This is a genomic window from Lysinibacillus sp. NPDC097231 (assembly GCF_044761885.1).
In the GTDB taxonomy this organism is placed as follows: Bacteria; Bacillota; Bacilli; order Bacillales_A; family Planococcaceae; genus Lysinibacillus.
On sequence record NZ_JBIWDH010000009.1, the window covers coordinates 78,920 to 99,727 of the forward strand.

At 37.5% G+C, this 20,808-nt stretch carries 18 protein-coding genes and 1 riboswitch; of the genes, 2 read left to right on the plus strand and 16 right to left on the minus strand.

Features of this window, described 5'->3' with window-relative positions; translation table 11 throughout:
* Positions 1 to 83: 83 nt before the first annotated feature.
* The 15 genes from ACIQXF_RS08095 to ACIQXF_RS08165 all read right to left on the minus strand — a co-directional run bounded on the left by ACIQXF_RS08095 (position 84) and on the right by ACIQXF_RS08165 (position 18,265).
* A complete protein-coding gene (locus ACIQXF_RS08095; protein WP_402781194.1) occupies positions 84 to 3,272 on the minus strand; it encodes a hypothetical protein in 3,189 nt (1,062 codons plus the stop codon).
* Positions 3,269 to 4,690 (minus strand): glycosyltransferase family 2 protein, encoded by a 1,422-nt coding sequence (locus tag ACIQXF_RS08100; protein ID WP_402781197.1) that lies wholly within the window; start codon positions 4,688 to 4,690, stop codon positions 3,269 to 3,271. Before ACIQXF_RS08100 ends, ACIQXF_RS08095 begins: the two co-directional genes overlap by 4 nt.
* Entirely contained in the window at positions 4,687 to 5,733 is a 1,047-nt protein-coding gene (locus ACIQXF_RS08105) for a HEAT repeat domain-containing protein (RefSeq protein WP_402781200.1), read from the minus strand. The genes ACIQXF_RS08100 and ACIQXF_RS08105 overlap by 4 nt, the downstream gene beginning before the upstream one ends.
* Complete coding sequence (locus ACIQXF_RS08110) at positions 5,730 to 6,599, minus strand: response regulator (RefSeq protein WP_402781203.1); 870 nt, start codon at positions 6,597 to 6,599, stop codon at positions 5,730 to 5,732. Before ACIQXF_RS08110 ends, ACIQXF_RS08105 begins: the two co-directional genes overlap by 4 nt.
* 415 nt (positions 6,600 to 7,014) lie before the next feature.
* Positions 7,015 to 7,857 (minus strand): MetQ/NlpA family ABC transporter substrate-binding protein, encoded by an 843-nt coding sequence (locus tag ACIQXF_RS08115; protein ID WP_402781206.1) that lies wholly within the window; start codon positions 7,855 to 7,857, stop codon positions 7,015 to 7,017.
* Between the two features lie 71 nt (positions 7,858 to 7,928).
* Positions 7,929 to 8,597, minus strand: coding sequence for a methionine ABC transporter permease (locus ACIQXF_RS08120; RefSeq protein WP_402781209.1), 669 nt, complete (start codon positions 8,595 to 8,597; stop codon positions 7,929 to 7,931).
* The gene (locus ACIQXF_RS08125; protein ID WP_402781212.1) at positions 8,587 to 9,615 is read right to left on the minus strand and encodes a methionine ABC transporter ATP-binding protein; all 1,029 of its coding nucleotides are present in this window, start codon (positions 9,613 to 9,615) and stop codon (positions 8,587 to 8,589) included. The genes ACIQXF_RS08120 and ACIQXF_RS08125 overlap by 11 nt, the downstream gene beginning before the upstream one ends.
* 332 nt (positions 9,616 to 9,947) lie before the next feature.
* Complete coding sequence (locus tag ACIQXF_RS08130; RefSeq protein ID WP_402781215.1) at positions 9,948 to 10,100, minus strand: hypothetical protein; 153 nt, start codon at positions 10,098 to 10,100, stop codon at positions 9,948 to 9,950.
* Positions 10,094 to 10,198: riboswitch (SAM riboswitch) on the minus strand. (Overlaps the previous gene by 7 nt.)
* Before the next feature lie 56 nt (positions 10,199 to 10,254).
* On the minus strand, positions 10,255 to 10,566 hold the full coding sequence (locus tag ACIQXF_RS08135; RefSeq protein WP_402781218.1) for a thioredoxin family protein: 312 nt from the start codon (positions 10,564 to 10,566) through the stop codon (positions 10,255 to 10,257).
* Between the two features lie 15 nt (positions 10,567 to 10,581).
* Complete coding sequence (locus ACIQXF_RS08140; protein WP_402781221.1) at positions 10,582 to 10,923, minus strand: toprim domain-containing protein; 342 nt, start codon at positions 10,921 to 10,923, stop codon at positions 10,582 to 10,584.
* 211 nt (positions 10,924 to 11,134) lie between these two features.
* A complete protein-coding gene (gene gcvH / locus ACIQXF_RS08145; RefSeq protein WP_402781224.1) occupies positions 11,135 to 11,515 on the minus strand; it encodes a glycine cleavage system protein GcvH in 381 nt (126 codons plus the stop codon).
* 326 nt (positions 11,516 to 11,841) lie between these two features.
* The gene (locus ACIQXF_RS08150; protein WP_402781227.1) at positions 11,842 to 12,198 is read right to left on the minus strand and encodes an arsenate reductase family protein; all 357 of its coding nucleotides are present in this window, start codon (positions 12,196 to 12,198) and stop codon (positions 11,842 to 11,844) included.
* 362 nt (positions 12,199 to 12,560) lie between these two features.
* Positions 12,561 to 14,345, minus strand: a complete 1,785-nt coding sequence (locus tag ACIQXF_RS08155; RefSeq protein ID WP_402781229.1) for an acyl-CoA dehydrogenase family protein — start codon at positions 14,343 to 14,345, stop codon at positions 12,561 to 12,563.
* A 309-nt stretch (positions 14,346 to 14,654) separates the two neighbouring features.
* The gene (locus tag ACIQXF_RS08160) at positions 14,655 to 15,827 is read right to left on the minus strand and encodes an acetyl-CoA C-acetyltransferase (protein WP_402781232.1); all 1,173 of its coding nucleotides are present in this window, start codon (positions 15,825 to 15,827) and stop codon (positions 14,655 to 14,657) included.
* Positions 15,828 to 15,880: 53 nt separating this feature from the next.
* Positions 15,881 to 18,265, minus strand: coding sequence for a 3-hydroxyacyl-CoA dehydrogenase/enoyl-CoA hydratase family protein (locus ACIQXF_RS08165; protein ID WP_402781235.1), 2,385 nt, complete (start codon positions 18,263 to 18,265; stop codon positions 15,881 to 15,883).
* A 371-nt stretch (positions 18,266 to 18,636) separates the two neighbouring features.
* Here ACIQXF_RS08165 and ACIQXF_RS08170 point away from each other — a divergent pair, with 371 nt between their 5' ends.
* Both ACIQXF_RS08170 and ACIQXF_RS08175 read left to right on the plus strand, forming a co-directional pair.
* A complete protein-coding gene (locus ACIQXF_RS08170) occupies positions 18,637 to 18,981 on the plus strand; it encodes a thioredoxin family protein (protein WP_402781238.1) in 345 nt (114 codons plus the stop codon).
* 153 nt (positions 18,982 to 19,134) lie between these two features.
* The gene (locus tag ACIQXF_RS08175; RefSeq protein ID WP_402781298.1) at positions 19,135 to 19,638 is read left to right on the plus strand and encodes a C39 family peptidase; all 504 of its coding nucleotides are present in this window, start codon (positions 19,135 to 19,137) and stop codon (positions 19,636 to 19,638) included.
* Between the two features lie 238 nt (positions 19,639 to 19,876).
* Here ACIQXF_RS08175 and ACIQXF_RS08180 read toward each other — a convergent pair whose 3' ends face one another.
* Entirely contained in the window at positions 19,877 to 20,764 is an 888-nt protein-coding gene (locus tag ACIQXF_RS08180) for a 5'-3' exonuclease (protein ID WP_402781241.1), read from the minus strand.
* Positions 20,765 to 20,808 lie beyond the last annotated feature (44 nt).

A 20,808-nucleotide genomic window follows, 5' to 3' on the forward strand; every position in this document is an offset into this window, starting at 1 on the left:
CACTCTAGCATTTCTATCGGTCACTTTAATGATTCTATTAGTCACTTCGATGTTTCTATCCGTCACTCTGGTATTTCTATCCGTTATTCTTTAAACAACTTTTGTAAAATATAATATGATTGTTTTAAACGCTCTTCATATTTTGGAGCTTGCCATGTTTCCCAAGAATAAGATGATAATTTAGGTAAAACTTGGCTATTCGTCTCTGGTAAAGATTGGACAACATTACCTTCTTCATCTACAAATAAAGCACCAATATTAATATTATCGACTTTTATGGAAGCAGTCTCACCATCTTTATATAAATCTCCCATAAACTCACGTTGACTTGGATCTCTTGATTGAATTAGTAGCCAAGGAATTCGTAGTTCAATCACATTATCATCTGTCCACGTATAGTCTACTAACGAATTATAATCTTTGGCCTCTGGGTTAGCATTTCCTTGAAGCAGCTTCCCAGTTTCATAATAACTAAAATCGGTAGTAATTTTTTGCTCTGGTAAGTATAACTGTTTATTTAACACATAGTAAATCGGTGCAAACTTACCACTATTTTTTGTAGCAACTGGCATTCTAGGAGAAATCAAATTTAAACTATGGCCATAGAAATAATCATAGAAATCATAATATTCATCGATAACAACTCGTGAATCACCCTTTTTATTTAATTCCACAATAAAATCTATGCCATTTGAAAATGTCATATTTTTTATGGATGTTGCCGATGTATTTCCTTGGTTTGGTACTACATCAAGTAAAATGCGTGGAGAGGCTTTTTCTAAAACATCACTTTTTATTTTGAAATACAAATATTTTTCATCATAATCGACAGCAAAATCTGTAGCGTCTGAAGGTGATGTGGTATACAACTGGGAACCTTTCCACTCCTCCGTATTACCATCTACTTTTACTTTAAATCTATCAAAGCTGAGTAAGCCGAACTGCTGTTCATTTGTTTGTGCATTTGACCAAAACGGTCGACGATTTGGATCATCGTAATCCATCGTATTCCATGTTCGCTTAAACCACTCGTCCTGCCATGTAAAGACAAGTCCACCTAACAAGCCTTCGTGCATAATATCCTCATATAAATGTTGAAGCGTTTCGCCCTGTGCTTGCTCCGACATATGCCCCTGGTTCCAACCATAAACATTTTCATGTGTCATACCACGCGATCCAGGGATTCCAAACTCCGCAATAAGGACAGGCATTTGATGTGCTTCATGTAACTCTTTTAAATATCCTGCATAACTATTGTTATTGCCCCGGAAATCTTTATAATTTAAATATTTTTGATCGTAGTTAAAGAAGTCAGGGTAATATGGATACACATGATAAGAAGCAAAATGACCCGGAGCCTGCATCTCATCTTTTGTATAAATAACATTAGGATTAACGCCTACCAAGTCCTCTTCCTCAGATGGTTCAGACGGATGATCGAGTAAATCTGTTGTTACCCAGTTAGTGAAACTCATCGGACGCATCCAATTATATTTGTCCTTCTCATAAACTGTAATTAGATCCATTTGCTCAGCTAGCCAATGCTCAAATGGAGAAGCATTTTTCGTTTCGAAATACTTACCATCATATTGGCCAATTGCAGCGTGCTTTTCATTTGTACCAACAACCATTTGTGGATACCATTCAATACCTAACACCCAACCAATTACGTATTTTGAAACGTCGACATCATATAATCCTGATGCGTGACCCGTTACAGGCTTCACATAAATATTACCGTGAATCACGTCAACCATACGTTTCATTTCCATTTGAAAATCCTTCAAGGTAGCTTCATCATAGGCATCTAATGAATTAGCCAAGCCTTCCTCATTAATCCATACACCATGCAACACATACAATGGTTTATCTGGATTTTCTTCATTGTATTTAGCAAGTGCCCGGTAAAAACCTGGCGGATGCAATGTATATACACGAATTGTATTTGCATTCATATCCGCAATTTGATGGAACCATCGATAATACTCTTCTTCTGAGATAGCGGCCTCGCCTGGGAATGCTCCTGGTTTCCCCATGCCGATATTCACACCCTTAAATACGATTGGCTCCCATTGTCCATCTTTTAAAATCTCAAAGGATTGTCCTTGAATACGTGCATTAAAATTTAACTTTTCATGATTAACTGTTTCTTTAACCTCTTTTTTCTCAAAGGTTTCAAAAATTTTATGCATTACTGGTATAAAGATTGACCAGTAAAATGAACTATCAGCATACTTTTCAGCGTATTTATAGATGGTTGGTAAACCCTTTAGTTTATTGAAGGTCGGAACACGTGACACGTCATTAAAGTCTCCGGCAAAATAATAACTTGTATTATAGGGCTTATCCTGTGAAACAATTGCCGCAAATTGCTGTGGAATATCGTTGTCCTCTAATATTTTTGCTCCTTCTTCGGTTAAGTCCCATTTATAATTAGCAAGTGCATCCTCGGCATATTTAGGTGTAATAATATCAAACCAATAGCCATACTCAGCACTGGCAGAGGTATTAAAGAATTTTTCCCCTTCTTTTGTGAATTGCACTTGAATACCTTCTGTTTTTACATGCTTGTCTAGTTCTAGCACAATGAGCTTTTCAGTTCTTTCATTAAATAGAAAAAAGCCTCCACCCTTATATGGCCAATTATCACCATGTTCATCTACGACCCATTGTGGAATTTCTGAACTTTTATGATAATCAAGCTCATCGAAATAACGACCAATCCATCCAGACCATGAGATTCCTAAATAATCCTGAAACTCTTTTCTAACAGCTTCTGATGTTGGAGAGGCAAATGTATTGTACTCCGCTATTAACATGCTTTTCTTATTGCTTGCTAAACGGTCTACAATTGCCTGCCATTCTTCCATTTCTAAGCCACCAACAATTTTTTCTGAGCGTTTACCAAGGCGTTTTTCTACATTTGAGTCATCCTTTAAATCATCCTTGTAAACACCATACGTATCTGCCAAATAAATAACATCATAATTACTATAATCAGTCGGAAACTTTTTTTCTGATATACTTTTCGTTTTATCATTCGGAATCGTACCATAGTAATTTTTTTGTACATCATATGGTTGATGATCAATCCTGTATTTATAATGGTTTAAAAACCAGTTCACACCTAAATGTTCTCGATAGGTTTCATTCGGAACTGTTTTATCTAAAATCGCGACATTCAGCGGTTTTTCATCGCTCAAATACCACCAAGCTATAGGTGTAATAATGAGAATTAGAATGGCTATAACCCCTATATATATTCGCTTCATACACTTTTCTCCTTTTCAGCAATGCCGACTCGCTTCATATTACCCCAATCGCTTTTTCTAAGCATGAATCGAATTAACCCTTCACAGCGCCAGAAAAGTGTAAGTGGTCGATACCAAAAAATTTCTGTAAATGCTAAAAATATCATTCGTAATAGCTCTCTCTTTTTTGGATAAGTATTCATGCTCCAAGCCTCGAACAATATAGATGCTATTGAAAAAATTACACCATAAATAACAAAGAGTAATAACAGCATGATTGCTATTTCATAATAGATTTTCCCTAAGAAAAATGCTATAACGATATAGATATAGCCACCTAGCTCAACAATTGGTCCTAAGCATTCTACTAGCCAAAAATATGGAAATGAAATTAACCCTATCAAGCCATATTTGGGGTTTAACGTCATCTTCTTATGCTTCCAAAGACTTTCAAACAATCCCTGGTGCCAACGTCTACGTTGATTACGTAACACCCCTAATGTTTGAGGTGCCTCGGTCCAGCATACCGGGTCTGGTACAAATTCAATGCGCTTGTTCTCTTTTTTCTCTTTTATTAAACGGTGAATATTTACGACTAGCTCCATGTCTTCGCCAATAATATTTGTTGAATAACCACCAGCCTCAACAGCCCATTTTTTCGAAAACACACTAAATGCTCCCGAAATAATAAGCACAAGATTGAATTTACTTAAGGCTATTCGTCCCATTAAAAACGCTCGTAAATATTCTATTATCTGCATAATAACCAGGTAATTACCAGGTAACTGCGTTTCATATATAGAGCCAAGTTTCATTTTCGATCCATTGGCAATTCTAATATTTCCTCCAGCAGCAATTACTTCACCATCAGATAGAACAATTGGCTTCATAACACGAAGCAATGATTTTTCATCTAAAATTGAATCGCCATCAATCGAACAAAAATAAGGATATTGAGATACATTAATACCTACATTCAATGCGTCTGCTTTCCCACCATTTTCTTTATCTACTAAAATACAATTTTTATAGATTTCAGATTCATAAATTTGCTTGACCTGTTTTGTGGGGATATTTGCTCGGATAATTTTATCTACGGGCTTCATTCGGAAATGTTCGATTACGGTTTGAAGTGTATTGTCAGTAGAACCATCGCTGATAATGATAATTTCCGTTTGTGGATATCGTAAATTCAATAACGAATAGACTGTATCTACAACACCTACTTCTTCATTATAAGCAGGGACAAGTAAAGATACAGGTTTCGAATAGAAGGCATCTATATGTGCATCATCATACTCTGAGGGATCTAATCTATAGCGTTTTCGTAAATCAAGCATTGCAACAAGGAACATTGTACAATATGAAACGATAACAAATAGCATATAAAATAGAATAACGCCCCCAAAGAACCACATAAAATAATCTAATAATTTCATTGGATCCCCTGCTTTCTCACTACTATTTCCTGTGCCATTTCAATTGCATATTGGTCGTTTGAGGACTCCATAAAATGCTGTAATTTCGTTATACCTTGTCGATCTTCTGCAATGGTTTTAGCAGCTTGAGAGCGTACCCACCAATTTTCATCCTGAAGAAGCTGCTCTAAATAAGGATAGGTATAGTTTAATGGTGCATACTTAAAAATTTTCGCTACCATTAATCTTACCTCCCACATTTCTGATGTCACAAAGGGAACATAAGATTCAATTTCATCAATCACACCAATTTCGTAAAGACCCTTCAATGCTCTTATTTTTATCTCTGCCATATCATGTGATAAAAGTTGTTTTAACTTATCAATATATTGCATATTTCTTTTGACAGCTGCTGTATCAATTGCAGCAAATTGAATTTTCTTTGTCCAACCATTAAAGTCTTCAAATAATCGAATAAATACGTCATCCTCTAACAATATAAATAATCTTCTATATTCGCTTTCAGAATAATTTGCTCTTGGTTCTTTAATTCTTTCGATAAATAAATTCGGCTGAAAGAGTGAGTATATTTTTAACAGTTGAAAATACTCTTCCTCCGAAATTTTGGCTTTCTCAAATTTTTGACAGATGTCTAGTAATTCATCTATTTGCAAGTCAGCAATGCGATATAAGGCATTCATCCTAATACTCCATCGTTTGCTTGATAAATCCTGTTCATAAAACTTTTTTAAATACAAATTGGAAAAATCTTTTATTTTATGTTTAAATTTTACATCATCTGCGTTCTTTAAATATGATGAAAAGATTATTTCGATAGCTGCAACTTGAGCTCTTTCACGTGGTACAAGCACAATAGAGAAAAGCTCATCATTAAATAAATAGTCATACCAGTTTTGTGAATATTTTTGTAAATAAGCATCACGTTCTTTTTCAAAATGTATCTCTCGCTGGCGCTGATAAAGTAAATACATCGTAAATAAAAATAGTATGACTAATAAAACAGCTATTACCGTTAAAAGAAAAGATATTGACAGCTTAATCATAGCCAAAACCTCGCAAAAGTTCGTTTAATTTTTGCTTCTAGCAAACGCAAATTAAATGGTTTTACGATATATTCATCGACGCCACCCTCATAAGCATTTAGTGCAGCTCCCTCAGAATTCCGTTCTGACATCATATAAATAATGAACTTTTTCTCATTCGGCATTTCTCTCAAAACGTGTAAAATTTCTAAGCCGTTTTTACGCGGTAAAATATCGTTCATCACAATTAAATGCATATGACCCGTTTTATAACTATTGGACTGTAAAAAGCTATAGCCATCTTCATAGGCTGACACTTCTAAAGTAAAATGAGGAATATCTAATTGAAGGATCGTTGTTTCTAGCACTTTCCTAAAGATAGCATTTTGTTCAATAATGCTTACCTTAACTTGCTCATTTGGTTGTACACTATAATCAGTAACCTGTTCTATAGACCAGTCCAGCTGTTGCGCATCTGCTAGATTCTTTTTATTTTTATCTAATAAAGTTTCAAAGGAAACGCTATTTCTTATTTCTGTAATTGAAGCCTTCAACGCTATTTGCTCGAATTCCTTTTCCTGCTTTAGGATTGCAAAAATCCGTTTTAAAAACGCTTTTGCCTCTACATCACTACTTTGTAGAAAGAATATACACCAATGCTCTCCATCTGCTAATTGGAAAAGTAAATCTGTTTTTCGTATTTTTGATTGTAAAAAGCTTGAAATTTGATGATTAACATCTCTAGTCTCTTTGGGGGGATTCGCTAATTTTAAAAAGACTGCTGTAATCGTAAAACGTGAACGAATGACACTCTCACGCCACATTTCAAAATTTCGCTTTACTTCATGTTCCTGCATGATATCCTCAGCAACGATTAACTCACTCACCTTTATCACCTCAATATGGAAAAGTATTTAAATCTTTTTAATTATTTATCTATATTAATTTAAACAGAATAACACATAGTCACTATAGTAATAGATATAACTGAACAAATTCTAAACAAATCCCTTACTTAACATATATTATAATTTTGAAATAAGCTACCGAAAAATAATGTTCAGCAAAAATAACATTTTTCTGACAAAATCTTTTATATTTCATTCCAGAAAGCGAATTAAGTTTTATATTTATATACCCAGATTGTAGAATGACTAAAAATTTGAATAGTCCTAGATTATGTCTTTTGAAAGAAAAATAAAGAATGACCAAAGACATGGTGATCAAATTTTTTAATGGCTTTTGTCGAAAATTAAAAAGGGTATGTAAGCTTTAATACTTACATACCCTTTTGTAGAAAAATTATTTAACAGGTACTACTGCACCTTTCCATTCTTCAATGATGAAGTCTTGGATTTCTTTAGATTTTAATACTTCTAATAATTTTTTAATTTCTTGTTTTGTTTCGTCACCTTTACGAACAGCAACAATATTTACATATGGAGATTCCTTATCTTCAAGAGAAATAGCGTCTTCAAGTGGATTTAAGCCATTGTCGATTGCAAAGTTAGAGTTGATAAGAACTGCATCACCCTCATTGTTCTCGTACATTTGTACAAGCATTTCAGGTGCTGTATTAGCATCGAATTTGAAGTTTTTAGGGTTTTCTACGATATCTTTGATTTCTGCTGCTGTTTTATCGATACCCTCTTTAAGTTTAATTAATCCCTTTGCTTCTAATAATGAAAGCATACGGCCGTGGTCAGAAACTGAGCTAGAAAGTAAAATTGTTGCACCTTCTGGTAAATCTTCAAGAGATTTATATTTTTTAGAGTAGATACCGATTGGCTCGATGTGAACGCCACCAGCATTTACGAAATCATAACCATTATCTTTAATTTGTAAATTTAGGTAAGGAATATGTTGGAAATAGTTTGCGTCCAGGTCTCCTGATTCTAAATCTTGGTTAGGTAAAACATAGTCTTGGTATGGTTCAATTATTAAATCAATACCTTCTTTAGCTAAAATCGGTTTAGCTTTTTCTAAGATAACTGCATGTGGTGTATTAGAAGCACCTACTTTTAAAGTTACGTTTTCTTTACTATCTGCTTTATCTGAGCTTGCATCCTCTTTTTTATCAGCACCACAAGCAGCCAAAGCAAGTACTAATACTGATAGGAATAATCCTACTAATAACTTCTTCATTTTATTACACTCCCTTTTATCTTGTTCAAAATATGTTAGCGGTATATAACCGGAATAACCTCTTATTGTTTTTAGCGTTTATCTGTTTTGGCTGTAATCATATCGCCAATCCATTGAATGATAAATACTACTACTAAGATCAAAATAGTTGCCATTAATGTCACATCTTCGCGATTACGTTGGAAGCCGTCTAAGAAGGCTAAGTTTCCTAGACCACCTGCACCGATAATACCTGCCATCGCAGTATAACCAACAAGTGCTACGGCCGTTACTGTAATACCCGAAATAAGCGCTGGTAACGATTCTGGAATTAATACTTTCAAAATAATCGTTGATGTTTTGGCCCCCATTGAACGAGCTGCTTCAATAACACCTTTATCAATTTCACGTAATGCAATTAATACCATACGTGCGTAGAATGGTGCCGCACCAATAATTAGTGCTGGTAAAGCTGCATTGGCACCACGAATTGTGCCGAGTAAATATTTCGTAAATGGAATTAACAAAATAATCAATACAATAAATGGTATTGAGCGAAAAATATTAACAAGTGAACCTGTTAAAAAGTTAACAATTTTATTCGCCCATAATTGGTTAGGACTTGTTAAAAATAGTAAAATCCCAATTAATAAGCCTAGAACAAATGTGATAACTGTTGAAATCGTTGTCATGTACAATGTTTCATAAGTAGCATCCCACATTTTATTCCAATCGACATTCGGAAAGAGATTAGTTAACATTTGCAATCACCTCCGTTTGTACTTCGACTGTATTTAAGTAGCTAAGCGCATTGGCAATATTCGCTTCTGAGCCATCAATTTGCACAATGAGTGTTCCGTACGCACCATTTTTCGTTTGCGAAATATTCCCATGAACAATGCTTACCTCTACATCGAATTGCTTCACAAGATGTGAAATCACTGGCTGCTTTGTTTTTTCTCCTACAAAGATAAGCTTTACAAGTTGTCCAGTAGGGTAATTTGCTTTAATCTGCGCCACAGTTTCCTGTGTTTCCTTCGTATCCGTAATTTGAGAAACGAATTTTTTCGTAATAGCAGCTTGAGGGGCTTGGAATACTTGTAAAACCTCACCGCGCTCTACAATTTCTCCAGCCTCCATAACTGCTACACGGTGACAGATTTTGCGAATAACGTGCATTTCATGTGTGATTAACACAATTGTTAGACCTAATCGTTCGTTAATATCGACAAGAAGATCAAGGATAGCATCTGTTGTCTCAGGATCAAGTGCGGATGTTGCCTCATCACATAACAATACCTCTGGATTATTAGCAAGCGCACGAGCTATACCTACACGTTGCTTTTGTCCCCCTGATAGTTGCGATGGATATGCCTTAGCGCGTCCTTCTAAGCCAACTAGTGCTATCAATTCTTTCACACGTGCTTCACGTTTTGCCTTCGCAACACCTGCGATTTCAAGCGGAAAAGCGATATTTTCCTCAACAGTTCTTGACCACAGTAAATTAAAATGCTGGAAAATCATACTGACCTTTTGTCTAGCATCTCTGAGCTTTTGCCCCTTTATAGATGAAAATTCTTGATTGTTAACCGTCACCGTACCGGATGTAGGCTTTTCTAAACCGTTTAACAAACGAATCATTGTACTTTTACCAGCGCCACTATAGCCGATTATGCCAAAAATTTCACCTTTATTGATAGAAAGGTTGACGTCTTTGACTGCTGTTAATTCGCCATTCGCGGTTTTGTATTTCTTCGTAATATTCTGAAGCTGGATCATGGCGTATACTCCTTTTCTTTATATCAATTTCGCCTTGGCGTAATTGCGTCCGGATTTTGAATTGTGCCATTTGTAGGAAGTTAACCTAAAACCGTCACTTCCTGTGACAACGGTTAACTGACCTACATCGGTAAAAACGCCACGTCCTGTGGCTTTACCGAAATGACCGACATCGTGTCGGCCCTCGTGCAGGCCTCCTTTCAAAATCCGTGACATCCGCCAGAGCTTTGGGCCAACAGATGTTTTTTGTGCGAAAGCGTAGTGCTAACGCAGCGGCAGCAAAATGGTTTTGTCTGTGCGAAAGCGTAGCGACAGCAACAACATGATGTTGGTTACTCAGTCGTTGCCACAGGACGTGGCGTTCTTAGACTGAGTTCCTCTATTTCAGTAGGTGTTTGTACACCCACTGAATGAAGATAAAAAACCCCTTCACTCATAGACAAGTAGAAGGGGTCACGTAAATTTACGCTAAACCGTTCTCTCATCTTTCAAAGATAAATCTTTGGGTGATTTGGCACCTTTTCACATGTGTGATGGTTGCCGGGCTTCATAGGGCACTTCCCTCCGCCGCTCTTTATAAGAGTTCGATATATTTATTGTTTTAGTAATATATTTGTTACTTTACCACGCATGTAAAGTTCAGTCAATTGATTTTTTTAACAATTCGTACAAAAACGGTACGGATTGAAATGCGTAGAGCTTTTCTGTCACTTTTCCGCCATCACAGACGAGTAAACATGGTACACTTTCGATTTTATTATCATAAGCTATTTGCTCAAAATAATTTATATTTGCTTTACCAATTGGTAGCTGTGGTAATAATTGCTCGATAACTGTCATCATTTTCGATGCAACTGCACATGTTCCACACATAGGTGTATATAAATAAAAAGCAGCTTTTTCACCCGACTGTATTGCCGCGTCCCACTGCTCTTTTGACCATTCTTCCATCTTTTTCACGCAACCTTACAAAATATATTCATTATGGATTGAGAAATGTGCACGTAGTAATATCATCGCTAACACTTTTCTCGGTGTTGTCTCAACTTCCTTATAAGTTGGCATCGTACGTAAATGCTCAGCCTCTGGATAATGTCTGTCCATTAATGCCCGTAGCTTATCACCTGATGTATCTGCATCAAAAAATGTATAAAGTTCATAGCCCTCATATGGATCGAGGAGCTCTTCTAATTGATGTACACCAATTGTACCATTCGTACAAAGTATTGTAACATCTTCACTTAAAATAGGTTCAATTTGAAGCTTATCCGAACGGCCCTCAACAATTAAGCACTTCCCATCGAACATCACGCCACCCCCTATTTTTCCCTTATAATCATTATATTAATAAACTTGATGGTCACTCAGGCATTTTCACAGGTTGTGATATTGTAGGCCTTGAATAGGGGCTATACTCGCACCAACTATAGAGGATCTGTAGTCCCACTAAAACATTTTACTGGATGAAGATAACAAAAAACGCCGGTGAGTTCCGACGTTTTTCTATTACAGGCTTGTCTTATTCTGCAATCATTTCTTCGTATTGCTCAGCTGTCATAAGTTTTTCAACTTCTGATGCATCAGCAGGCTCTACCACGATCATCCATGCTTTTTCATATGGTGATTCATTTACGAATTCTGGGCTATCTTCTAAATCTGCATTTACTTCAACTACTGTACCTGAGATTGGTGCGTATAATTCAGAAACTGTCTTAACAGATTCTACGCTACCGAATGGATCATCTGTTTTGATTTCATCGCCAACTTGTGGAAGCTCAACGAAAACGATATCTCCAAGTTCAGATTGTGCGAAGTGTGAAATACCGATACGTACTTTACCATCTTCTACTTTTACCCATTCATGTTCTTCAGAGTATCGTAAGTCTTTAGGTGTGCTCATGCAAAAAACCCCTCCATAAATATGTAATATATTCATTTTCAGTGTGCCATACTTCTTGCATAAAAACAAGCAAGAATCAATTATGCCTCGGCATAATTGTGTCCGGAATCGGCTTTGTGCTTGCACAAAGAACTCCTTTCCGATTCCTTGACATCCGCCGGAGGCTTTGGGCCAACGCGATGTTGGTCACTCAGTCGTTGCCACAGGACGTGGCGTTCTTAGACTGAGTTCCTCTATTTCAGCGGATGTTTGAAAAGTGACTTATAACCGAATTCAACACACACCTATAGAGGTGGTTGACTTCTGCTAAAAGAAGTTAAAAGCGGTTATTTCCAAGCTTGCTCAAAATCCGATTCTTTAAACCCTAAAGTAACTTTTTTTCCATCTGTTACAATCGGACGTTTAATCAGCATACCATCTGAAGCAAGCAGTTCTAGTTGCTCCTCATCAGTCATGTCAGCCAGTTTATCCTTCAAGCCAAGTTCACGATATTTCATACCAGAAGTATTAAAAAATTTCTTTAAAGGGATTTCACTTGCTTGCCATAAGCTTGTTAATTCATCCTTCGTAGGTGGTTGCTCAACAATGTGAACTTCTTCATATGAAATCCCATTGTCATTTAGCCACTTTTGCGCTTTTTTACAAGTAGTACATTTTGGATAATGAATAAATTGAATCGTCATTTAAAGGCTCCTCTACTAGGACACTAACTTTCAGCGTCTTCTCATTTTCTGTAGTATACCATCATAACTGTTACGAACCAAAGTGAAACCTCATCACGCCAAAGCGTGGGGTCTTGGCAGGTGGATATCGATAAAATTCAGAAGTTGGGTGGTAAAACGTGAAAGTTAATCGATAAAATTCAAAAGTTGGGCGATAAAACTCAAAATGATATTTTGTTAAATCATATATCATGTAGATAAGTTGATTGCCACATCTGCCAAAGAGCTTTATTTAATATGACACCTGTAAATCTCACTGATACTATAGTTTCTCAACAAAAAACCTAGCTATCACATGTCGGATAGCTAGGCTTTTTTTATGATTAAACTACAAATTTTTCTGCTTCGATTAGCTTAACAGAAGCTTCTCGTTTCTTCGCGATTAAGTTGTATGGATTGTTACGAGTTAACTTACGTAGTGCAGATAATGTCATGCGTGCTGCATCACCGTCTGCTGAAGCAAGAATTGTGTCTTTTGCTTCTTTTTCAATTTCTGCAAATGCTTCTTGGCAGAAGATTTGAGTGTACAGTAATTTTTGATGCGCTTTTTCAGCACCGTCACGAGCAATAGCTTTTTCTGTACGTAATACAGCAGACTCCATAGCGAACAATTGGTTTGCAATGTTTGCAATATTCACTAATACTTCTTGCTCTTGATCAAGCTTCGCGCCGTAGCGTTGTGCCGCTAAACCTGCTGCTAAAACAGCAATTTTCTTCGCATTTTTCACAAGATATTTTTCTTGTGCTAATGGCTCTGTACCGATATCCTCAGGCATTAACATAAGAAGCTCTTGCTGTAAATTTTGAGCTACTTGAAGTAATGGTAGTTCACCTTTCAATGCCTTTTTCATAAAGGTACCAGGTACGATCATACGGTTAATTTCATTTGTACCCTCAAAAATACGATTAATACGAGAATCACGGTAAATACGTTCAACTTCATATTCAGCCATAAAACCGTAACCACCATGTAATTGAACAGCCTCATCTGCAATGTAATCTAAAGTTTCTGAGCCGAAAACTTTCGCAATAGAGCATTCAATCGCATACTCGGCAATTGCACCAGCAATTACTTTTCCTTGCTTTTGCTCTTCAGGGCTTAATTGACTTAAACGGTCCTCAAATAAGCCTACTGTACGATAGTTTAATGATTCAGACGCATATAATTGAGAAGCCATTGTCGATAATTTTTCTTTTGTTAGATTAAAATCAGACAGCTTTGTTTTGAATTGCTGACGTTGGTTCGTGTATTGAATGGCTAGCTCTAATGCACGCTTCGAGCCACCAATTGTTCCAACACCTAGTTTATAGCGACCGATATTTAAAATATTAAAGGCAATAACGTGTCCGCGACCCACTTCTCCTAGTAGGTTTTCAACAGGTACTTCTGCATCTTCAAGTACTAATGTACGAGTTGAAGAAGATTTGATACCCATTTTCTTCTCTTCTGGTCCTACTGAAACGCCATTGTAAGCACGTTCTACGATAAATGCTGAGAATTTATCGCCATCGATTTTGGCATAGACAACAAATACATCAGCAAAGCCTGCATTTGTAATCCATTGCTTTTCACCATTTAGAATATAGTGTGTACCTGCATTATTTAATTTCGCTGTCGTTTTTGCACCTAATGCATCAGAACCTGAACCTGGCTCTGTTAATGCATAAGCAGCAATTAATTCACCTGAAGCAAGCTTTGGAAGATACTTTTTCTTTTGCTCTTCGTTGCCGAAAAGTACGATCGGTAAAGATCCAATACCTACATGTGCACCATGCGTAATAGAGAAGCCGCCAGCAACAGACATTTTTTCTGCGATTAATGCAGAAGAAACTTTATCTAATCCTAGACCTTCATATTCTTCAGGTACATCTGCACCTAGTAAGCCAAGCTCACCTGCACTTTTTAATAGACGAACTGAATGCTCAAATTCATGGTGTTCTAAATTTTCTACTACTGGTAACACTTCATTTGCTACATACTCTTCTGTAGTTTTAGCAATCATTTTATGCTCATCTGTGAAATCTTCTGGTGTAAATACACGATCCAATTCCACATCTTCAATAATAAATCCGCCGCCTTTAATGAAATCCGTTGTTTTTTCTGTCATGCTAAACTTCCTCCCTATGCATCTATTTTTAATGGCTTTATTTCCCCAATATATAGAAAAGCTCGAAGCACTGTGTTCGGAGGCAACCGGAAACGCCGCACTCCAAGCTGTTCTAGCAACAATCCTTTGGCATAATTGCGTCTGGATTCGACTTTATGCAAGCACAAAGAACTCCTTTCCGAATCCATGACATACGCCGGAAGCTTTAGGCCAACTCGATGTTGGTCACTCAGGCGTTTCCACAGGATGTGAAGTCCTTAGCCTGAGTTCCTCTATTTCAGCAGATGTTTGAACAGCTACTGAAATAAGTTATAGAATTTCAAATACGCCTGCTGCGCCCATACCGCCGCCAATACACATTGTTACGACACCGTATTTCTTACCTTGACGCTTCAATTCATGAATAAGCTTTAATGTTAAAATGGCTCCAGTTGCACCAAGTGGATGACCTACCGCAATTGCTCCACCATTGACATTTACTTTGTTTTGGTCGATGCCTAGATGACGTACAACCTGTAAAGATTGTGAGGCAAAGGCTTCATTAATTTCCCAAATGTCGATGTCATCAATTGCTAGACCTGCAATTTCAAGTGCTTTTGGTACTGCCACAATTGGGCCAATACCCATCACCTCAGGAGGTACACCACCAACTGCAAAGCCTAAAAACTTTGCCATCGGCGTAAGTCCTTGCTTTTCAGCTTCCTCACGATCCATCACCAGTACTGCTGCTGCACCATCAGAAGTTTGAGAGGCATTACCGGCTGTAACACTGCCCTTCACATGGAAGGCTGGTCGAAGTTTCGCTAAACCTTCTACAGAAGTTCCTGGACGTACACCCTCATCCATACTAAACGTGAATTTTTTCACTTGTGGTTTATTATTATCATCCACGTAATGCTGTTCTACCTCGATTGGAACGATTTCATCATTAAACTTACCTTCTTTAATAGCTTTTTCGGCAAGCTCGTGTGAACGGACAGCAAATGCATCTTGGTCTTCTCGACTTACATTGTACTGACGTGCCACTTCTTCAGCGGTATGCCCCATCCCCATATAATATTGAGGAGCAGTTTCTGCTAAAGTCGGATTTAAGCGAGGTGTATTACCAACCATTGGCACCATACTCATCGACTCAACACCACCAGCAAGAATCGCCTTCGAATGACCAAGCATTATACGCTCTGCTGCATAAGCAATTGCTTGTAATCCTGATGAACAGAATCTATTAATTGTTAGCGCTGGTGTTGTATCCGGTAACCCTGCAAGCGCCCCAATGCTACGTGCTACGTTCATGCCTTGCTCAGCTTCTGGCATTGCACACCCTAAAATTAAATCGTCAATCGGACCTTCATAGCCCGCTCTTTTTAATGTTTCTTTGACAACGACCGCTCCAAAATCATCTGGTCTAACTGTTGCTAAAGAACCCTTCTTCGCTTTTCCAATAGGAGTTCGTGCTCCTGCTACAATAACGGCTTCACGCATCGTATTAATCCCCCTTTGTTTCATGTGCAAGTATGGTCAGTTCAGTCTTAACATTAGTTACGTAGTGGTTTTCCCTTTAAAAGCATGTGCTGCATTCTTTGTTGAGATAATGGATTTGCCACTAGGCTTAGGAATGCCTCACGTTCTAAGTTTAATAGGTATTGTTCATCTACTAATGTGCCGTATGGAACTTTACCACCAGCAATAACATACGCTAATTTTTTAGCAATTGTTAAATCGTGTTCACTAATATAGCCTGATTCAAACATTCCTTGCGCACCGATTAGTAGCGTACCGTAGCCAGATGCACCGACTACAGGAACTTTCGTAGGTACAGGTGGTTGATAGCCTGCCTCATAAAGCGCTAGTGCAGCTTGTTTTGCATCATATATTTGGTGATCTGGGTTAACAGAAATTCCGTCAGCAAAATTTAAGAAGTTATTCTCACGCGCTTCTTCACCAGATGTCGAAACTTTTGCCATTGCAATTGTTTCAAATACTTTATTAGCAATATGTTGATAGTCTACCTCGACATCGTTTGGTAAGCCTTTGATGAATTTTTGGTAAAGTGCTTTATTACCGCCACCGCCTGGAATTAAGCCAACGCCTACTTCCACTAAGCCCATATATGTTTCCATTGTTGCTTGAATATGTGCAGCTGGTAAGCAAACCTCTGCACCACCACCAAGAGTCATTGCAAAAGGTGCTGCCACAACTGGCTTACGAGAGTATTTAATCTTCTGCATTGCATCCTGGAAAGCTTTAATAACGAAATCTAGTTCAAAGATATTATCATCCTGTGCTTCTACTAAAATCATTCCTAGATTAGCACCTACACAGTAGTTTTTACCTTGATTTCCGATGACTAAGCCTTTAAAGTTTGCCTCTACTTCGTCAATCGCATAGTTAATCATTTGAATAATGTCTAAGCCAATTGCATTTGACTGAGAGTGGAATTCAAGTAATGCAATTCCGTCACCTAAATCTATTAAGCTAGCACCTGTATTTGATTTAATAACACCATGCTTTTTCTTGTAGCGTTTTAAGTTAATTTCTTTTTCATTGACTGGCACTTTTACATATTGTGAACCATTATAGTACGCTAAGTCTCCGTCAATTTCAGAATAGAATGTGTCATAGCCGTTCGCTAACATTTCTTTGACAAATGCCGGTACTTCACGACCCTCTTTCTCCATTTTCGCTACAGATTCTTTCACGCCAATTGCATCCCATATTTCAAACGGACCTTGCTGCCAGCCGAAGCCCCATTTCATAGCATTGTCAATTGCTACGATATCATCAGCAATTTCACCATGTAACTGTGCAGAGTATATGAGCGTCGGAGCGAAGATACCCCATAATAGCTCTCCTGTACGATCCTTGGCATATGTTAACATTTTCACCTTATTTGCTAACCCACGCGTTTGTTTTGCCATTTCAATGGAAGGTGTTTTTAATTTTTTCGCTGGGCTATATTCTAATGTGCTTGGATCAATTTCAAGTATTTCTTTGCCTTGCTTTAGGAAGAAGCCTTGACCAGATTTTGCTCCTAACCAGCCGTTCGCTACCATTTTCTGCAGGAATTCTGGTACTGCAAATACTTGCTGCTCTTCGCCTGTTGTTTGATCATAGACATTTTTTGCGACGTGAATAAATGTATCTAAACCTACCACATCTAACGTTCGGAAGGTTGCAGATTTTGGACGTCCGATTAGTGGGCCTGTTACAGAATCCACTTCGCCAATTGAATAATCGCCCTTCACCATTTCTTGTAATGTGATTAGTAAACCGTACGTTCCAATACGATTGGCAATGAAGTTTGGCGTATCCTTGGCAAGTACGACACCTTTTCCAAGCACATCTTCTCCCAGTGTTTTCATAAAACTTACAACCTCTGGCGCTGTTGTGTTCGCTGGAATAACTTCAAGCAATTTTAAATAACGAGGCGGGTTGAAAAAGTGAGTGCCAAGGAAATGCTTTTTAAAATCTTCAGAACGCCCTTCTGCCATTGCATTAATACTGATGCCAGATGTGTTTGAACTAATAATTGTTCCAGGCGTACGTACAGCATCAATTTTTTCATATAAGTTTTGTTTAATTGCTAAATTTTCAACGACAACCTCAATAATCCAATCTACATCTTTTAACTTCTCTAAATCGTCCTCAAAGTTGCCAACCGTTAGTAGTGATAAATTTTTCTTAGAAGTAAGTGGTGCTGGCTTTTGCTTTAATAACTTTTGAACAGCTCCGTTTACAATACGATTTCTTACAGCTGGATGCTCTAGAGAAAGTCCCTTTGCCTCTTCCTCTTTTGTTAGTTCCTTCGGCGCAATATCTAGTAATAATGTTGGAATACCGATGTTTGCTAAATGTGCTGCAATTCCGGAGCCCATTACCCCAGAACCTAGAACAGCTGCTTTTTTAATGTTGTAAGTCACAAGCAATTCCCCCTTATTCTCCCATTGAATGAATAGCCATTCATTTTTTGACCAAAAAAATATCAAGTCTGCCTTAGCGTACTTTTTTGCCCAGATTTTGTAAATAGTTAACAAATTCTGTAGCATACGACTGAGGCTTATCTTCGTTCAGCTACCATTATAATTTCAGAGGTAACATTTCCCACCGAATGAAGATAAAACTACTTTTCTGTTCTTAGTGTAGATTATTTTGTCTAATTTAGCAATCTTTTTTCTTCAATTATTTTTGCAATATACAACTTTTTTTGTTTTTTACGAGCAAAAATAGGACAACAAGTAGATATCAATAATGCCAAACAGAAAACTTTCAGGTTACGAGAAAAATGTGTAGAATGGAAAGCAAGGAGAGTGAAATACTAATGAAAACAATTACAACTGCTGAACAATTTAATGAACTGATCTCTGGTGACCAAAAGGTACTAGTGAAATTTTATGCTGGCTGGTGCCCTGATTGCACACGCATGAATATGTTCATTGATCCAATTATCGAAGAGTACAACCAATATGACTGGTACGAGCTTAACCGCGATGAGCTTCCAGAAATTGCAGACAAATATGATGTTATGGGTATCCCAAGCCTATTAATTTTCCAAAACGGTGAAAAATTAGCACATTTACATAGTGCCAATGCTAAAACACCTCAGCAAGTTACAGAATTCTTATCTGCACAACAATAATTAGCTAGACTAAAATAGCAAAGTTAATGTAGAAGAGCTACTAATCTGCAGCGAAAGCCGCAAGTTACTGAATTCTCTTATTTACACAACAATAATCAGAAAAAGAGCTGCATTTCTTATTGAAATGCGGCTCTTTTTACAAAGGAGAATATGATGCACCAACAATTATCATTACATGGAAAATCACAATACGATGCATCCATTTCACCAAACTATCGTAATTCTGCCTGTGGGCCTACGACCGTACACGTAATCTTAAACTATTTAAACGACACAGCTCCTTCGGTAAATGAGCTTTATAAACTTCTTGGTGGAACAAAAATCGGGTTATTCAAATGGCGTCTCATTCGCAATCTCCGTCGGCTTCGTCCAACATGGGATATTCGCGATTGTTCACTAAAAGAGGCTATGCAGGAAATTGATGCAGGCCGTCCTGTCGCCATACGCTTTGACCGATATTTTAGCCTGAATTGGAGGGATAAAAAATCTGCCTTCGCCTATCATTGGGTACCACTTATTGGCTATGAAATACGAAATGATGAGCTATTGTTAATGTTCCATGATAATGGTGGTCATGATCGTGAAAGTAAAATCCGAACAGCATCTTTTAAAGATAATGACAAAGTGTTGAGCTTCGTAAAAATTACACCGAACTAAAAATCAGTGAGGGTTTTTCTTCATCCCCCACTGATTTTTAGTCTTCACTGGCTTTTATGGTCAGTTAATCTCCTACTTAACTTCTTTGCATTCGCTTAATTTTTGAAGTGGAACCAACTCGCATTCATCTCACCACCTATAGAGATGGGAGTCTTCTGTATCTACGCTGTCGCTGTGCTTTCGCGCAAAAAACATTTGCCGCTATGCTTTCGATGCAAAAAACATCTGCTGAAAGAAGTTAAATAAGGGAATACAACGAACGTGCCTGCTTGGCAATTAATGTGTAACCATGTGCTTCAATTTCTTTAAACACTTGCGGCTCGTAGCTTGGGATAGCTAACTTTGTAAATTCAGCTTCAATTGCTACGTTTGTTTGAATAGTTGCAAGCTCGTGTGACAATTTTAGCATATCTAGATTCTCTTTAATTTTCGTACGTTGACCTGGTTTTAATTCATCCAACGATGAAAGAACATTATCAATAGAACCATATGTTTGAATTAGTGTAAGTGCCTGCTTTGGTCCAATTCCTTTAACGCCTGGGTAACCGTCGCTAGTATCACCCATAAATGCCTTAACCTGTGCAAATTGCAATGGTTCAATGCCATATTCTTCTTTAAAGCGTGTATGCGTGTAAATGTCATACTCTGTGTAGCCTTTTTTTGTAAAAGCAATTTCCGTTGATGGTCTTAAAAGCTGCAGTAAATCTTTGTCTCCACTAATTACCGTAATGTTAGCCTCATCCTGCCACTTCGTAATCATCGAGCCAATTAAATCATCAGCCTCCATCCCTTTAACCCCAAAATTTTGCCAGCCAATTTGTTGAGATAAATTTTTTGCCATATCAAATTGTGGCAGCATTTCCTCTGGTGGTGCAGGTCGATTTGCCTTGTAGCCATCAAATAACTCATTGCGGAAAGTATGGGCACCCATATCCCAACAAACTGCAAGATGTGTCGGCTTCATAATAGATTGTGCAGTTAATACATGACGCACAAATCCTTGGGCACCATTAGTTGGTGTACCATCTGCAAGGCGAATATAATGTCCCATCGCAGCAGAAGCAAAAAATGAACGGAATAATAGCGCCATACCATCCACAATTAATAGTTTTGGTTTTGTTGTCATGATGAAAAATCCTCTCTATAACAATACAATGATTGTAGTAATTG

Bases quoted from the DNA above. Each gene is read 5' to 3' on its own strand.
- ACIQXF_RS08095 (WP_402781194.1), bottom strand. From the start codon at position 3,272: ATGAAGCGAATATATATAGGGGTTATAGCCATTCTAATTCTCATTATT.
- ACIQXF_RS08100 (WP_402781197.1), bottom strand. From the start codon at position 4,690: ATGAAATTATTAGATTATTTTATGTGGTTCTTTGGGGGCGTTATTCTA.
- ACIQXF_RS08105 (WP_402781200.1), bottom strand. From the start codon at position 5,733: ATGATTAAGCTGTCAATATCTTTTCTTTTAACGGTAATAGCTGTTTTA.
- ACIQXF_RS08115 (WP_402781206.1), bottom strand. From the start codon at position 7,857: ATGAAGAAGTTATTAGTAGGATTATTCCTATCAGTATTAGTACTTGCT.
- ACIQXF_RS08120 (WP_402781209.1), bottom strand. From the start codon at position 8,597: ATGTTAACTAATCTCTTTCCGAATGTCGATTGGAATAAAATGTGGGAT.
- ACIQXF_RS08125 (WP_402781212.1), bottom strand. From the start codon at position 9,615: ATGATCCAGCTTCAGAATATTACGAAGAAATACAAAACCGCGAATGGC.
- ACIQXF_RS08130 (WP_402781215.1), bottom strand. From the start codon at position 10,100: ATGAGAGAACGGTTTAGCGTAAATTTACGTGACCCCTTCTACTTGTCT.
- ACIQXF_RS08135 (WP_402781218.1), bottom strand. From the start codon at position 10,566: ATGGAAGAATGGTCAAAAGAGCAGTGGGACGCGGCAATACAGTCGGGT.
- ACIQXF_RS08140 (WP_402781221.1), bottom strand. From the start codon at position 10,923: ATGTTCGATGGGAAGTGCTTAATTGTTGAGGGCCGTTCGGATAAGCTT.
- gcvH (WP_402781224.1), bottom strand. From the start codon at position 11,515: ATGAGCACACCTAAAGACTTACGATACTCTGAAGAACATGAATGGGTA.
- ACIQXF_RS08150 (WP_402781227.1), bottom strand. From the start codon at position 12,198: ATGACGATTCAATTTATTCATTATCCAAAATGTACTACTTGTAAAAAA.
- ACIQXF_RS08155 (WP_402781229.1), bottom strand. From the start codon at position 14,345: ATGACAGAAAAAACAACGGATTTCATTAAAGGCGGCGGATTTATTATT.
- ACIQXF_RS08160 (WP_402781232.1), bottom strand. From the start codon at position 15,827: ATGCGTGAAGCCGTTATTGTAGCAGGAGCACGAACTCCTATTGGAAAA.
- ACIQXF_RS08170 (WP_402781238.1), top strand. From the start codon at position 18,637: ATGGAAAGCAAGGAGAGTGAAATACTAATGAAAACAATTACAACTGCT.
- ACIQXF_RS08175 (WP_402781298.1), top strand. From the start codon at position 19,135: ATGCACCAACAATTATCATTACATGGAAAATCACAATACGATGCATCC.
- ACIQXF_RS08180 (WP_402781241.1), bottom strand. From the start codon at position 20,764: ATGACAACAAAACCAAAACTATTAATTGTGGATGGTATGGCGCTATTA.